Origin of the sequence: Streptomyces sp. R302 (assembly GCF_012927245.1) — a bacterium.
GTDB lineage: Bacteria > Actinomycetota > Actinomycetes > Streptomycetales > Streptomycetaceae > Streptomyces.
The window spans coordinates 72,385-86,281 of sequence record NZ_JABBGE010000003.1 but is presented as its reverse complement, the minus strand read 5'-3'; the positions used below and the strand labels follow the sequence as shown (position 1 = coordinate 86,281).

At 71.1% G+C, this 13,897-nt stretch carries 15 protein-coding genes and 1 pseudogene; 9 read left to right on the top strand and 7 right to left on the bottom strand.

Annotation, left to right across the window (positions count from 1 at the left end):
- Positions 1–66: 66 nt before the first annotated feature.
- The 3 genes from ispF to HHL19_RS09855 all read right to left on the bottom strand — a co-directional run bounded on the left by ispF (position 67) and on the right by HHL19_RS09855 (position 2,070).
- Complete coding sequence (gene ispF / locus HHL19_RS09865; protein WP_169087797.1) at positions 67–573, bottom strand: 2-C-methyl-D-erythritol 2,4-cyclodiphosphate synthase; 507 nt, start codon at positions 571–573, stop codon at positions 67–69.
- Positions 563–1,312, bottom strand: coding sequence for a 2-C-methyl-D-erythritol 4-phosphate cytidylyltransferase (gene ispD / locus HHL19_RS09860; protein WP_169087795.1), 750 nt, complete (start codon positions 1,310–1,312; stop codon positions 563–565). Before ispD ends, ispF begins: the two co-directional genes overlap by 11 nt.
- A 275-nt stretch (positions 1,313–1,587) precedes the next feature.
- Complete coding sequence (locus tag HHL19_RS09855) at positions 1,588–2,070, bottom strand: CarD family transcriptional regulator (protein ID WP_003953493.1); 483 nt, start codon at positions 2,068–2,070, stop codon at positions 1,588–1,590.
- Positions 2,071–2,681: 611 nt separating this feature from the next.
- On the opposite strand from HHL19_RS09855, the gene HHL19_RS09845 reads away from it, so the two are divergent.
- The gene (locus HHL19_RS09845; protein WP_169087793.1) at positions 2,682–3,302 is read left to right on the top strand and encodes a DUF461 domain-containing protein; all 621 of its coding nucleotides are present in this window, start codon (positions 2,682–2,684) and stop codon (positions 3,300–3,302) included.
- A 247-nt stretch (positions 3,303–3,549) separates the two neighbouring features.
- On the opposite strand, the gene HHL19_RS09835 is transcribed toward HHL19_RS09845, so the two are convergent.
- Complete coding sequence (locus tag HHL19_RS09835; RefSeq protein ID WP_043226173.1) at positions 3,550–4,230, bottom strand: response regulator transcription factor; 681 nt, start codon at positions 4,228–4,230, stop codon at positions 3,550–3,552.
- Positions 4,227–5,456 (bottom strand): ATP-binding protein, encoded by a 1,230-nt coding sequence (locus HHL19_RS09830; RefSeq protein WP_169087791.1) that lies wholly within the window; start codon positions 5,454–5,456, stop codon positions 4,227–4,229. Before HHL19_RS09830 ends, HHL19_RS09835 begins: the two co-directional genes overlap by 4 nt.
- 266 nt (positions 5,457–5,722) lie before the next feature.
- On the opposite strand from HHL19_RS09830, the gene phoU reads away from it, so the two are divergent.
- Together phoU and HHL19_RS09820 are read left to right on the top strand one after the other, a co-directional pair.
- The gene (gene phoU, locus HHL19_RS09825) at positions 5,723–6,403 is read left to right on the top strand and encodes a phosphate signaling complex protein PhoU (protein ID WP_031009786.1); all 681 of its coding nucleotides are present in this window, start codon (positions 5,723–5,725) and stop codon (positions 6,401–6,403) included.
- Positions 6,404–6,519: 116 nt separating this feature from the next.
- The gene (locus HHL19_RS09820) at positions 6,520–6,672 is read left to right on the top strand and encodes a hypothetical protein (RefSeq protein ID WP_169087789.1); all 153 of its coding nucleotides are present in this window, start codon (positions 6,520–6,522) and stop codon (positions 6,670–6,672) included.
- Between the two features lie 73 nt (positions 6,673–6,745).
- Here HHL19_RS09820 and HHL19_RS09815 read toward each other — a convergent pair whose 3' ends face one another.
- The gene (locus HHL19_RS09815; protein WP_169087787.1) at positions 6,746–7,213 is read right to left on the bottom strand and encodes a GNAT family N-acetyltransferase; all 468 of its coding nucleotides are present in this window, start codon (positions 7,211–7,213) and stop codon (positions 6,746–6,748) included.
- 96 nt (positions 7,214–7,309) lie between these two features.
- On the opposite strand from HHL19_RS09815, the gene HHL19_RS09810 reads away from it, so the two are divergent.
- The 4 genes from HHL19_RS09810 (at position 7,310) to HHL19_RS09795 (ending at position 11,777) form a co-directional block, all read left to right on the top strand.
- The gene (locus HHL19_RS09810; protein WP_169087785.1) at positions 7,310–7,843 is read left to right on the top strand and encodes a hypothetical protein; all 534 of its coding nucleotides are present in this window, start codon (positions 7,310–7,312) and stop codon (positions 7,841–7,843) included.
- Between the two features lie 128 nt (positions 7,844–7,971).
- Entirely contained in the window at positions 7,972–10,245 is a 2,274-nt protein-coding gene (locus HHL19_RS09805) for a VCBS repeat-containing protein (RefSeq protein ID WP_169087783.1), read from the top strand.
- A 261-nt stretch (positions 10,246–10,506) separates the two neighbouring features.
- Entirely contained in the window at positions 10,507–11,127 is a 621-nt protein-coding gene (locus HHL19_RS09800) for a hypothetical protein (protein ID WP_169088932.1), read from the top strand.
- Positions 11,124–11,777, top strand: a complete 654-nt coding sequence (locus HHL19_RS09795; RefSeq protein WP_169087781.1) for a hypothetical protein — start codon at positions 11,124–11,126, stop codon at positions 11,775–11,777. The genes HHL19_RS09800 and HHL19_RS09795 overlap by 4 nt, the downstream gene beginning before the upstream one ends.
- Before the next feature lie 149 nt (positions 11,778–11,926).
- On the opposite strand, the gene HHL19_RS09790 is transcribed toward HHL19_RS09795, so the two are convergent.
- The gene (locus HHL19_RS09790; RefSeq protein ID WP_169087779.1) at positions 11,927–12,445 is read right to left on the bottom strand and encodes a hypothetical protein; all 519 of its coding nucleotides are present in this window, start codon (positions 12,443–12,445) and stop codon (positions 11,927–11,929) included.
- Between the two features lie 118 nt (positions 12,446–12,563).
- On the opposite strand from HHL19_RS09790, the gene HHL19_RS38460 reads away from it, so the two are divergent.
- Together HHL19_RS38460 and HHL19_RS09780 are read left to right on the top strand one after the other, a co-directional pair.
- Positions 12,564–13,136 (top strand): GGDEF domain-containing protein, encoded by a 573-nt coding sequence (locus tag HHL19_RS38460; RefSeq protein WP_346768271.1) that lies wholly within the window; start codon positions 12,564–12,566, stop codon positions 13,134–13,136.
- A 247-nt stretch (positions 13,137–13,383) separates the two neighbouring features.
- Positions 13,384–13,895: pseudogene (locus HHL19_RS09780) on the top strand (replication initiator); the annotation flags it as partial.
- Between the last annotated feature and the right edge of the window lie 2 nt (positions 13,896–13,897).

Genomic DNA, 13,897 nt, shown 5'->3' with positions numbered 1-13,897 from the left:
GGGTAGTGGGCGTGTGGTAGTGCCCCGCGACCGATTCCCGGTCCCGGGGCACGTTTTTCCCCGGGGCTAGCGCGATACGGGGTACACCAGGGCGGTCGCGAGGGCGGCGAGGCCCTCGGCGCGGCCAGTGAGCCCGAGCCCGTCGGTGGTGGTGCCGGAGACGGAGACGGGGGCGCCGGCGGCCTCGCTCAGCGCCTTCTGGGCCTCGTCGCGGCGCTTGCCGACCTTGGGGCGGACGCCGACGACCTGGACGGCGATGTTGCCGATCTCGTACCCCTCGGCGCGGACGATCCGGGCGGCCTCGGCGAGCAGGGTGGTGCCGGAGGCGCCGGCCCACTCGGGGCGCGAGGTGCCGAAGTGGGCGCCGAGGTCGCCGATGCCGGCGGCGGAGAAGAGGGCGTCGCAGGCGGCGTGGGCGGCGACGTCGCCGTCGGAGTGGCCGGCGAGGCCGTACCGCTCGTCCTCCCAGAGGAGGCCGGCGCACCAGAGCTCGCGGCCCTCCTCGAAGGCGTGCACGTCGGTGCCGATGCCGGTGCGGGGGATGACGGGGGTCGGGGGCGTGTCAGAAGCCATCGTTGGCCCTCCTGCGGGCGAGTACGGCCTCGGCGAGGACGAGGTCGAGGGGGCGGGTCACCTTGAAGGCCTCTTCGTGGCCGGGGACGACGACGACGGGGGCGCCGAGCTTCTCGACCATGCCGGCGTCGTCGGTGGCGCCCTCGCCGGCGAGGGCGACGGTGGCGTGGGCGTCGACGAGGGTGGCGCGGTCGAAGCCCTGGGGGGTCTGGACGGCGCGGAGGCGGGCGCGGACCGGGGTGGCGACGACCTGCTCGGGGGCGCCGGGCTCGCCGGCCGGCTCGACCTCCTTGACGGTGTCGGCGACGGGCAGCGCGGGGACGACGGCGACGGCGCCGTCGCGGACGGCCTCGATGACGGCGTCGACGGTGTCGACGGGGACGAGCGGGCGGGCGGCGTCGTGCACCAGGACGATGCCGAGGTCCTCGGGGACCGCCTTGAGGCCGAGGTGGACGGACTCCTGGCGGGTGTCGCCGCCGGCGACGACGAGGTAGTCCGTGCGCTCGGGGAGGGCGTGGTCGTCGAGGAGGTGCTTGACCTCGGCGACGCCGTCGGCGGGGGCGACCACGACGACGAGGGAGACCGCGCGGGAGGCGGCCATCGCGCGGACGGCGTGGACGAGCATGGGGGTGCCGTTCAGCGCGCGCAGCGCTTTGGGGGCGCCCGGGCCGAGGCGTACGCCCCGTCCGGCGGCCGGGATCACCACGGCGGTACGAGGAGGACGCGCTTCGTCTGACATCGGTTGCACTCCGGCAGGTTTGTTTCCGCGGGCGACGTGGGTATGGCGTCAGCAGGCTGAGATGCGACGCCTCGACCGGGCCCTTTCCGTGACGACGGTCGAGGCGTCGCCATGCTGCAGGCAGGGAGCTCGCTCGGAGCTCAGGGGAGGAAGGAAGAGACGAACATGCCGCAGTGCCCGGCGACGGCACTGTGGAATCCTGGGATTCACAGTGCGTCAGCGGGCACCGCGGCATTGTTGCTGGGATCGCTTCCCGGCATGGCGTGAGCCATGGGTCAGGACGCGAGCACCTCGTCGAGGAGGGCCTCGGCCTTGTCCTCGTTGGTGTTCTCGGCGAGCGCGAGCTCGCTCACCAGGATCTGGCGAGCCTTGGCGAGCATGCGCTTCTCACCTGCGGAGAGACCGCGCTCGCGCTCGCGGCGCCAGAGGTCCCGGACCACTTCGGCGACCTTGATGACATCGCCGGAGGCGAGCTTCTCGAGGTTCGCCTTGTAGCGGCGGGACCAGTTCGTCGGCTCCTCGGCGTACGGCGCGCGCAGCACCTCGAAGACCCGGTCCAGCCCGTCCTGCCCGACAACGTCGCGCACGCCTACGAACTCCGCGTTGTCCGCCGGTACGCGAACCGTCAGGTCACCCTGCGCGACCTTGAGCACCAAGTAGGTCTTGTCCACGCCTTTGATCTGGCGAGTTTCGATGGCCTCGATCAGCGCGGCCCCGTGATGGGGATAGACCACGGTGTCGCCAACCTTGAACGTCATGTGACAGGTACCCCTTCCGTGGCTATCCAGAGTAACACGGAAACGGCTTCTTCTGAATGGCGTTTCCGCAGGTCAGGGCATATCTCAGGGCTTGACAAGTGCCTCGCCCGCATGCTGCGGAGGGCTTCCGGAAGGCGGTATTCGCAGGTCGGAGCCGCTGCGTCGACGGAGAGAAACGCGCACGTTACACACATCCGGGACCTACCCGGTAGGGCGCTATGTCCTAGTTCATCCTGCCAGGAGTGGGCCTCTTCACGTACTCCGTTCGAGGATCGACCACCCGTACGGAGTGATCGCGCCGGGATTCTCGAATTGATCAGCGGGCGACCCGGTCGTGCTTTTCCGTAAGGGAAGGCATGCGGAATGCGACGCCGCCGCCGAATTGATCACGTCGGTTATGTGAACGCCGGGCCAATGGGATGTGTTCCGGCCACGCGCGGACCGTGCGCGGGCGTCTCCCACGCCGCCGCCGGCGGGGCGGTCGTCGCTAAGGGGCGGGTCGGGTGCGGGACGGAGAGTCAGGGTCGGTAACCTAAGCGCGCTGACGCACCTTTAGCCGGTCCTTAGCCGTTTCCGTCCGTAGTCCGTACGTCCTAGGAGTTGCCGCCGCCGTGAGCCGCAGCCTTCGACGCGGCGCTCTCGCCGCCACCGCCATCGTGTTCTCGATCGCCGCGCTGTCCGCCTGCGGTGCCGGCAACGACGCCCAGACGCTCGGCGTCCGGCCGGACAACGCCGCCGTCACGGTGGACGATGTCAAGATCCAGAACGCGCTCGTCATCACCCAGCCGACGCCCGGTGCCAAGGGCCCGGCCGTCGTCTCGGCCACCGTCTTCAACAACGGCCGCGCCCCGCAGACGCTGGAGTCGATCAGCCTGCCCGGCAGCAACGCGGCGGTCGTCCTGAAGTCCGCGAAGGGCTCCGGCCCGGTCGTGGTCCCGGCCGGCGGCTCCGTCGTCATCGGCGGCGAGGGCAACGCCACCGCCACCATCGCCAACGGCAGCGAGGCCGCGAAGAACGGCGACGCGCAGCAGGTCGTCTTCACGCTCAGCGAGACCGGCGACGTCGCCCTGGCGGCCTTCGTCGTCCCGTCGACGAGCTACTTCAAGGACTTCGGCCCGTCCGAGGTCCCCCTCCCGCCCGCCGCCACCCCCACCGCGACCGCCTCGGCCGAGGCCGGCGAGCACGCGGAGTCCGGCGAGCACGGCACCGAGGGCAGCGCCGCCGGCCACTGAGCCTGCGGCAGCCAGACGCCAGGAAGGGGCGCCCCCGAGCGGGGGGCGCCCCTTCCTGCGTACCGACTGCTCTTCACGGCTCGAACCTGTAGCCCAGGCCGCGCACCGTGACCAGGTAGCGCGGGGCACCCGGGTCCGGCTCGAACCCAGCCCCGCGTGCGCCCCTCGCACCGCTCGGCCCCAGGGGCCTCCCGGGCTTCGGGACACTGTGCCGGACCCCGTCCGGCCACGAGGGCGGGCCTGGATCCTACGGCTCGAACTTGTAGCCCAGGCCGCGCACCGTGACCAGGTAGCGGGGGGCGCCCGGGTCCGGCTCGATCTTGGCGCGGAGGCGCTTGACGTGGACGTCGAGGGTCTTGGTGTCGCCCACGTAGTCGGCGCCCCAGACGCGGTCGATGAGCTGCATGCGGGTGAGGACGCGGCCCGCGTTGCGGAGCAGCATCTCCAGGAGGTCGAACTCCTTCAGGGGGAGGTCGATCTTGCCGCCGCCGACCGTCACCACGTGGCGGTCGACGTCCATGCGGACCGGGCCGGCCTCCAGGGCCGCCGGGGTGACCTCCTCCGGCTCGCCGCGCCGGCGCAGCACCGCGCGGATGCGGGCGACCAGCTCGCGCGAGGAGAAGGGCTTCGTCACGTAGTCGTCGGCTCCTATCTCCAGGCCGACGACCTTGTCGATCTCGCTGTCCTTCGCGGTCACCATGATGACCGGGACGTTGGAGCGCCCCCGCAGCTGCCGGCAGACCTCCGTGCCGGGCAGGCCCGGCAGCATCAGGTCGAGGAGGACGAGGTCCGCTCCGTTGCGCTCGAACTCGTCGAGGCCGTCGGGCCCGGTCGCCGCCACGGCGACCTCGAAGCCCTCCTTGCGGAGCATGTACGACAGGGCGTCGCTGAAGGATTCCTCATCCTCGACGACAAGGACTCGGGTCACGGAAGGACCTCCGGTGCGGGAAGCGGTTCGGTCATGAGATCGGGGGTGAGGGAGGCGGCGGTCCGGCGGTCCCGTACGGAGCCCGCCTCGGGCAGCCGCAGGGTGAACGTGGAGCCCTGACCCTCGGTGCTCCACACCGTGACCTCCCCGCCGTGCGAGGCGGCCACGTGCTTGACGATCGCGAGCCCGAGCCCCGTACCGCCGGTGGCACGCGAGCGTGCCGGGTCGACGCGGTAGAAGCGCTCGAAGATCCGCTCGCGGTCCTTCTCCGGGATGCCGAGTCCCTGGTCGGTCACGGCTATCTCGATGAGGTCCCCGCCGGGGGCCGCGACGCGGCGGGCGGCGATGCCCACGCGGGTCCGGGCCGGCGAGTAGTTGACGGCGTTCTCGACGAGGTTGCCGAGGGCCGCGGCGAGCTGGCCGCGGCTGCCCCAGACGAACAGGTCGGCGGCTCCGCCGGAGGCCATGGTGATCTGCTTGGTGGAGGCCGGGTGCCGCGAGCGGTCGATCGCCTCGGCGACCAGCTCGTCCACGGACACCGGCTCGGAGTCCTCCAGCGGGTCGTCGTTCTGCACCCGCGAGAGGTCGATGAGCTCCTGGACCAGGTTGGTCAGCCGGGTCGCCTCGATCTGCATCCGGCCCGCGAAGCGCACGACGGCCTCGGGGTCGTCCGAGGCGTCCATGACGGCCTCGGAGAGCAGCGAGAGCGCCCCGACCGGGGTCTTCAGCTCGTGGCTCACGTTCGCGACGAAGTCGCGCCGTACCGCTTCGATACGACGGGCCTCCGTCAGGTCCTCGACCAGGAGCAGCACGAGCCGCGACCCGAGCGGGGCCACCCGCGCCGAGACCGCGAGGGCCTCGCCGCGTCCGCCGCCGCGCCGGGGCAGGTCCAGCTCGACCTGGCGTATCTCCCCGTCCCTGCGGGTGTCGCGGGCCATGTTGAGCATCGGCTCCACGGCCAGCTTCCCGCCGCGGACGAGCCCGAGGGCGTACGCCGCCGAGCTGGCCTTCACCACGGAGTCGCTCTCGTCGAGCACGACCGCGGAGGAGCGCAGTACGGAGAGCACGGTGTCGACGCCGGGCGGCAGCACGGCGTCGGTGTGCAGGGAGGTACGGGTGGGTCGCGCCTGGTCGCGTTCGCTCCAGCGGAACGCCAGCATGGCGATCACGCCGGTGCACACGCCGGCGATCGCTGCCAATGCGGCGACCGCCGCGTTCACGTCCATGCCATCCAGGTTATGCGTGGTCACGGACACTCTCCCAGCCGTCCGAGTGCCTGCTCGAACACTCGTCGCTCAGAGTTCACCCTGGGGACCGGGCCGGTTCACTTGCCCTGGAAGGGGCGGGGGGCCACGTCGCTCAGAGTTCACCTTCAGGCCAGAGCTGGTTCATACGGGGGGTTGGAGCCGGACGCACAGGGGCCCGAACGTGGGAGCGTGGGGGTCCAGAGCGACCCCCTGAAGACGAGGCACTCCCGGAGAGAGGGACATCCATGCGGGACGCGTACCACGAGGAACTTGATTCGATCGGCGAGGGCCTGGTCGAGATGGCCCGCCTGGTCGGATCGGCGATCGGGCGCGCCACCACGGCGATGCTCGACGCGGACCTGAAGCTCGCGGAGAGCGTGATCGCCGCGGACCAGAAGGTCGACGACCTCCAGCACGACCTGGAGGCGCGGGCGATCGCGCTGCTCGCGCGCCAGCAGCCGGTGGCGACGGACCTGCGGATCGTGGTCACCTCGCTGCGGATGAGCGCCGACCTGGAGCGCTCCGGCGACCTGGCCCAGCACGTGGCCAAGCTGACCCGGCTGCGCTTCCCGGACCGCGCGGTCCCCAACGACCTGCACGCGACCATCCTCCAGATGGGCCAGCTGGCGCAGCGCCTGATGGCGAAGGCCGCCGAGGTCATCATCACCAAGGACGTCGACCTGGCGATGCAGCTGGAGCAGGACGACGACGAGATGGACCTGCTGCACCGGGCGCTCTTCCAGCACCTGATGGACGACCGGTGGAAGCACGGGATCGAGACGGCCGTGGACGTGACGCTGCTCGGCCGCTACTACGAGCGGTTCGCCGACCACGCGGTGTCGGTGGCGAAGCGCGTCGTCTACCTGGTGACGGGCGAGCACGCGGACGAGCTCCAGCCGCAGGACACCCCGGTCGAGGGCGCGTAAGGCGCACGGAGAGGGCGTACGGGCGCACGGGGCTTCCGTGCGCCGTTGATGCGCCGGTCCGGGCGGGCATGGAATGGGGGACGAGGGACGATCCGCGTCCCGTCAGGGAGGGACCCATGGCCGAATCCCCCATCACGACCGAGACCGCGGCACAGGCCCCGCACGAGCGGACGCACCTGCCGGTCCTGGGCGCCTGCGGCTGCGGCTCGGGCTGCGGCTGCGGCTGCCAGTCGGGCGCGCCGTGCCAGTGCGGCGGCTGCTCGGGCTGAGCACGGGGAGAGAGGGTGAGGGGACTCCCAGGAGCCCCTCCCCCCTCTCTCCGTACGGCTCACGGCTCACGGCTCACAGCTCCAGCACGCCGACGACCTGCCCGCCGCTCTCCTCCCCCGTGGTGCGGAACCCGAGCCGGCGGTAGAACGCGCCGGGCCCGTCCTCGCCGGGCTCCCAGGTCACGTACATCCGTCCGGTCCCCCTGCGGCGCAGCTCCTCGGCGACGGCGTCGACGGCGAAGCGTCCGTACCCCTCGCCCTGCGCGTCGGCGGCGACGTTCAGCCGCCACAGTCCGCTGCGCCGGTCGCCGGGGTCCTTCTCCTCGTCCCAGGCGATGTCGAGGAAGGCCATGAGGAAGCCGACGAGCCGGTCGCCGTCGAAGACCAGGCGGGGCCAGGCGGTCTCCCCGTGGACGTACGCCTCGGCCAGCGACGTCACGACGGGCGCGACGTTCTTCTCCTGATGGGGGTGGACCCGCAGGGCGAGGGCGGCGTCCAGGGTGGCGGGGGTGACCGGCTCCAGGCGCGGCGATCGTGTCATGGACAGGACGGTAGCGCCGGTCCGCCCCGGCCCACCTCGAATTACCGCCGGTCACCCCCTGGGCAGGCCGCCCCTCGGCCCGACAGAATTGCGGCCATGCCCTCCGCGCGAGCGACCCTCCTGACGGCGGCAGCGGCCGGTGCCGCCGCCCTGCTGCTCACGGGCTGCACGACGACCCCCGCCGGCCTCGCGGGCGTGTCGGTGGCGGAGGACGGCACCCCGCTCGGCGTCCTCCTGATGTGCCACGACCACGTGGACGGGGCGATGCTCTACCCCGAGGACGCACCGAAGGAGTCCCGGGAGATCACCGGCGACTGGCGCCACGACGGCCCGGTCACCGGCTACACCTCCTGGCCCCTGATGCAGACCGCGGGCGCCCCCGAGGCGGAGCGCTGGACCCCGGAGACCCGGACCGCCCGCCTGGAGAAGGGCCGCAGCTACCGCCTCGCCGGCTGGACCGAGGACGGCTCCTGGTCGGCCACCCCCGTCAGCTTCACCCCGGAGGACCTGGCCCGCCTGAAGCCCGGCCAGGTCCGCTACACCCTCGACGACGAGATCCGCGTCTCCTCCCTCGACGACTTCCGCGACCGCGCCTGCGACGAGGCGGCGGGCGGAGCCCAGGAGCACTGACGCGGGGCGGGTCGGTCGCACGGCCCCTCGTCCCGACCGCCGTACAACCCTTTGGTGCGGACGGATGTCAAAGGAAACGACGCCGGCACCATCGGGCGTCGCTTCGATTTCCCGGGGAGGAACCTTAGATGTACAGATTCACAACCCGAAGGGGCGTCTCCACCGCGATCACCACGGTCCTCGCCGCCACGCTCGGCGCGGGCATCCTGTCCGTCCCGGCCACCGCCGCGCCGCTGCCCGCCGCCGTGACGGCCGAGTCGGGCACGCAGGACGCGGCGCCGGTGCCGTACCCGGCGAACGGCATCCTGACCGCGGCCGGCAAGACCGGCTTCCTGGCCTGGGCCTGGGTGGACGGCACGCGGAAGTACCAGTGGACCCGGTACGCGGACGGTGCGGTCACCACGCTCGACGCGCCGGTGGCGGACTCCAGCGGATCGGACGTGATCATGACCGGCGGAGGGCAGACCCCCGCCCGTTCCCTGGTCCTCCAGCTCCACGACATGGCCGACGGCGGCAGGACCGTCACGATCGACCTCCGCCCGCTGAACGGCGTCTACGTGAAGGCCGTCTCCAAGGACACGGTCCTGGCGCAGGTGACGAAGGCGGACGGCTCCGTGGAGCTGCAGCTCGTCACAGGCACCGGCGGCACGGTGACGCAGCGGAAGGTCGAGGGCATCCCGTCCGGCGCCTCGAACCTCATGTCCGCCCCCGCGCGCAACGGCTCGGCCCTCGTCACCTACTACGTGAAGACCGAGACGAGCTGGCGGCGTGAGTACGCCGTCGTGGACCTCGCCGCCGCCAAGGTGGTCTCCACCCACAAGACCGACGCCGACCTCACCAACAGCAGCGCACTCTCCGCCACGCACCTGGTCTGGGCCGAGGACGGGGGCAAGGTCTACACCGTGGACCGTGCGACCGGCGTGGAGACGGTGACCGACTTCGGCCTCTACGAGGGCGAGAGCATGGCCGTCGGCCTGCTGGGCTCGTGGGAGATGTACGGGACCCCGGGGACCCTGGAGGGCGACGGCACGGGTGACGACCGACCGCTGATCCCGTTCACGGCGAAGTCCCTGACCTCGGGCGAGAAGGTCGAGCTCGTCGACTACGTGACCTGGGTCCAGCCCGGCCCCGACAACACGCTGTACGTGCGCGGCGGCAGCGTCGAGCACGGCGACGGGCTCTACCGGATCTCCCTCGGCGCGGACGGCAGGCCGACCGCCGAGCTGGTCGCCGCCACCGGGGTGCCGGTGCAGCTCCGCTACCTCGGGACACAGATCCCGCCCACCTTCGACCTCGCCTCCCCGATCCCCCTCAAGTGGAAGCTGTCCCGGGAGAACGCCGACGTCGCCCTGAAGATCACCCACCGCGCGACCGGCAAGTCCTTCTCGAAGACGCTGCACCTCTACAGCGAGTCCGCCGGCAGCGAGTACTACTACGGCGACGGTGTCTTCGGCATCACCTGGGCGCAGATCGCGGCCGAGTCCCAGATGGGCAAGGACGCGGAGGTCGGGGCGTACGACTGGTCGTTCACGGCGACTCCGCAGAACGGCGTCGGCCCGGCCGTGGAGGCCTCCGGCAGCTTCACCGCCGCCAAGAACCTCTCCTCCCCGCACGACCTCGACTGGGACGGCGGCCCCGACCTGCTGGCGCGGGACGCCGAGGGCGTGCTGTGGCGGAACGACACCACGTACGACGCCACCAAGAAGACCCTCGTGCAGCAGTACGCGCCCGACCGGGTCGGCGGCGGCTGGCAGGTCTACGACCGGATCGAGGCCGTCGGCGGCATCGGCGGCGGCGCCGCGGACTTCATCGCCCGCGACACGTCCGGCACGCTCTGGCTGTACGACGTGACCGGCAACGGCTACTCGGCGAAGATCGCGCCCCGGAAGTCCCTGGGCGGCGGCTGGAACACCTACGCCCAGATCACCGGCGGCAGCGACCTGACCGGCGACGGCCGCCCCGACCTGGTCGCCGCCGACAAGGCCGGCGTCCTCTGGCTCTACAAGGGCACCGGCAACGTCAGCGCCCCCTTCGCCCGCCGCCAGAAGATCGGCAACGGCGGCTGGGGCGCCTACAACCAGCTCACCGCCACCGGCAACATCGGCGGCGCCGCCCACGGCGACCTCGTCGCCCGCGACAAGGCCGGCGTCCTCTGGCTCTACCTCGGCAAGGGCGACGGCACCTTCACCGCCCGCAGGGAGATCGGCGGCGGCTGGGGCGCCTACACCGACACCGTCGCCATCGGCGACGCCAACCACGACGGCCGCCCCGACCTCTTCGCGTACGGCCCGAACAAGACCAGCTACTTCTACGCCGGCACCGGCGACTACCGGCGGCCCTTCGCCGGCCGGGTCGCCACCCCCCTCCTGACCGGCAACCCCGCCTACAACCACATCTCCTGACCCCCGGCGGCACACAGGAGCCCCCGCCGACAGCCGGTCGACGGGGGCTCCTGCGAGGTCGAGCCACGCAACTCCAGATCGACCTGCCCGCCGGTACTACAGCAGGGGTTCAGCCATTGATCGGAAACCAACCGCTCCGTGGTGCCGACGGGACAGCAGTGCCTCACGCCGCCCGCGGGCAGGAAACGCTCCGAGCCCGATGCCGGCTGAAAGCCCGTGGCGGTGTAGCAGTGGGTCCGGCATCATCCCCATGTGATTGTGATGCAACCCGTTCTGGAGGTCTCCGCAGCCGACGACTTCGCGCTCTGGCCTGTTCGCGAGCACGAGTCATATGGCTACCTCGTGCTGAACGGGGAGCTCACTCCGGCGGAGGTCGGCACGGCGGTTATGCAGATCGCCGACTGCAACGACTTCGAGCCGGAGGAGGAGCACGGGCCGTGCCCGACCGACCCGCTCGGCGCCTTCCTGCACGGCTTGCTCACCATGCCTGACTTGTTCGCCGCCGGCGGCTTCCGGGTGACCGACAACGCCACCGACATCGTCTTCGTCGACCCGGGCTGCTGCAACGGCTTGGAGACCTGGCGCGACTGGCTGGAGGTGCTCAACGGCACCGGCTGCGCCTACTTCGGCCACGATCCGTCCTCGACGGCTGAACGTCTTGGCGACATCGTCCGGCTGACGCTCGACGCCCACGAGACGGACAGCAGCCCGGTGATCGAGCTGTCGGTAGACCAGATGGGCACGCTCGTCACCGGCGCCCAGCAGGATCTGCAGGACTTCCTCAGCCTTGCCGAAACCTGGGCTGAACAACACCTGCCGGCACACGCTGCCGCCGTCACTGCCGCCCTGGCACGGGCACTGGACCTGGTGCCTACGTCATGACCAGCTTCGTGACCCACCGAGCTCGCGTGCACGACGCCCGGCTCCCCCTCCAGCGGCGGCACAGCGCGTTGCGCACTTGCCTCACCGTTTTTGCTCCCTACGGCCTGCGGGCGACATACCACCACCTCACGCTCAGCGCGGCGATCCCTTGTCGGTTGGAGGCGGACCCGGACGCGTTGGCGCGGGCGGTGGAGGAACTGCACGAGGCGCGGGTGCTGTGGCTCGTGCGGGCAGACGAGTACGCAGCGCAGCGCCGGGCTGAGAAGCAGGCTGGGCGGCGGGCTGTACCGAACCCTCGGCCGTGGTGGCTGCAGAGTTGGCGGGAAAGCCCCGACCGGGCCTGGTTCGAAGACCCGTTTCGCCACCCGTCGCTGCGTCTGTCCGAGTACGTCCGGCGGCAGAACGCGATTTTGGACGGTGCCGATCCGCCCGGCTGCCCGGCTTGTGGGGATGAGGGACCACGAGTGCTGAGCTCGACCGGGCACGGTTGGGTCGAGCTGTGCCGTGGGTGCGCGCGGGCGCTGGCGCCATGTCCGTGCGGGCAGCGGCACCGGTTCGTGCCGGAGACCCCGTTCCAGTGGAACGAAATCTGGCGACGGGCGCACATGAGCGATGACGGCACGCCGAACCCACATTGGCCTGCGGGCTAGGCGGTTGGATGCGGCACGGGGGGCTTGAGTGTGGCTGATCAGCTGGGTGGCGCGCTCTTCAGATCGTTGCCCGCCGCGCAGGTGATGGTCGCCCGGCGCTCCTCGTAGCGAGGAGATATCACGGACACTGCTGGGAGGTCGCCAGCTGGTCACCACACGTCGACGGACCAGACGTCGCCCCTCTGATGTCCGTCTGGATCTGGGTCGCCCGACCCGTACGGGTCAGGGTCAGCGACGACGTGGATGCGGGCGGCGGACGCGGATACGCGGTAGCAGTCCATGTCACTCGACGTGTTGTGCTTGTCGAGTTCGATCGTGTGGCCCAGGGCCAGGATGGCGGTCTGCAGTTCCTTGAAGGGGACTCTGGGTGCAAATTCCCCGTACGCCCGCGAGAGCGGGGACGGCACGGTGCTCGGGGACTGGTCGTACAGCAGTCGTTGGATCTTCACGCCGAAGCCGAAGCACGACATCTGCCCTTGCCGCCCTGGCTGGTCCGGCGAGAAGTTGATTTCCACGAGCCCGTAGTCCCGCCGCAGTAGGCCACCACCGGGAACATCGAGGCATGCCGCCCCCAGGGCGGCTTCCCAGGCTTCCGGGTCGGCACCGAGGCCAACTCCCAGGACCTCACCGCAAACGGCGACGTGAGCGTAGAAGTCCAAAGCGGACACCCGCCAACTCCCTCAACCATCCGGACAGGGCACCCCTTGCTGATCTCCGCACAGGACAGGCGGACCAGAGCCCAGTATTCGGTGATCGTACAGAGCAGCCTGTCAGGGCAGTCGCCAGGTGAGTTCGTCGCCGTCGTCGAAGCCGAAGTTCCAGGCGGGATGCGTCTTTCAGGTCAGCTGTGGTCTTCCCGATCCTCCTGGCAGAAACGGGCTTCGCTCACCATGTCCCGTCAGCCGGCCCGGAACCCGCGCGTGGGACCGCCGCAGCCATCAGCTGGCATGCAGGTTCCGGCTTACCAACGTTCAGGATTCCGGGAACCCGCGCGCTTCCGACCTGGACGACTTCAAAGCCATCAACGACACCCACAGCCACGCCGCCGGTGACGCGGTCCTCACCGCCACCGCCCACCGGCTGGGCAACTGGTGCGGCCGGCACGGCCTCGCCGCCCGACTCGGCGGGGACGAGTTCGCCCCCATCGTCACCGACCCCGCCCACACCCCCGGCCTCGCCGAACTCCGGGCCGTGCTGGACTCGCCGGTCACCCACCGTGGGCACGTCCTGCCGGTCTCCACTTCGGTCGGCCACTGCCACCGCGACCAGCTGCCGGTCCCGGTCCTGACCGACGTCCTATCGGCCGCCGACGCGTCGATGTACGCGGTCAAGGCTCACGGCAGGCGCAACACCCGCTAGCGGCCCCCGGGGGCGGTCTCGGTCGCCAAACTTCCGCCGCCCCGGGCGCCTTCACCCCATTCCAGATCCACCGGACCCGAAAGGGAGCACTCATGATGCCCGAGAACACCCCCGCCCGGCGCGTCTGCCGCGACTGCGACGGCTTCCCGTCGTCCACATCACCACCGGCAACGTCACCCCCGACGGCCGGCGCCGCACCCTCGCCGCCGCCTGCCCCGCCTGCAAGGGCACCGGCACCCGCACCAACCGCGCCGGACTCACCGGCGACCCCGACAAAGGCACCCCGGAAACGATCCGGGAACACCCCGGGTCTTCGCCACCCTCACCGCCCCGTCCTTCGGCCCCGTCCACAACCGACCCGTCGACCGCCCCTGCCGCTGCGGGGCCCAGCACGCCGAGGACGCCCCGAAGCTGGGAACCCCGCTCGACCCGTCCTCATACGACTACGCGGGCGCGGTGCTGTGGAACAACCACGCCTCCGAGCTGTGGCGGTACTTCACGATCCACCTTCGCCGTGAGATCGCCGCCCGCGCCGGCCTCACCCAGAAAGCCGCCCGCGAACAGTCCCGCGTTTCCTTCGGCAAGGTCGCCGAGTACCAGAAACGCGGCGCCATCCACTTCCACGCCGTCATCCGCTTCGACGGCCCCGCCCACGGCATCGCCCAGGACCTCACCCTCACCTGGGGCACCCAGCTCGACGTCCAACCCATCGGCGCCTTTGGCGACGGCGAGGAGCTGACCGAACAGGCCGTCGCCGCCTA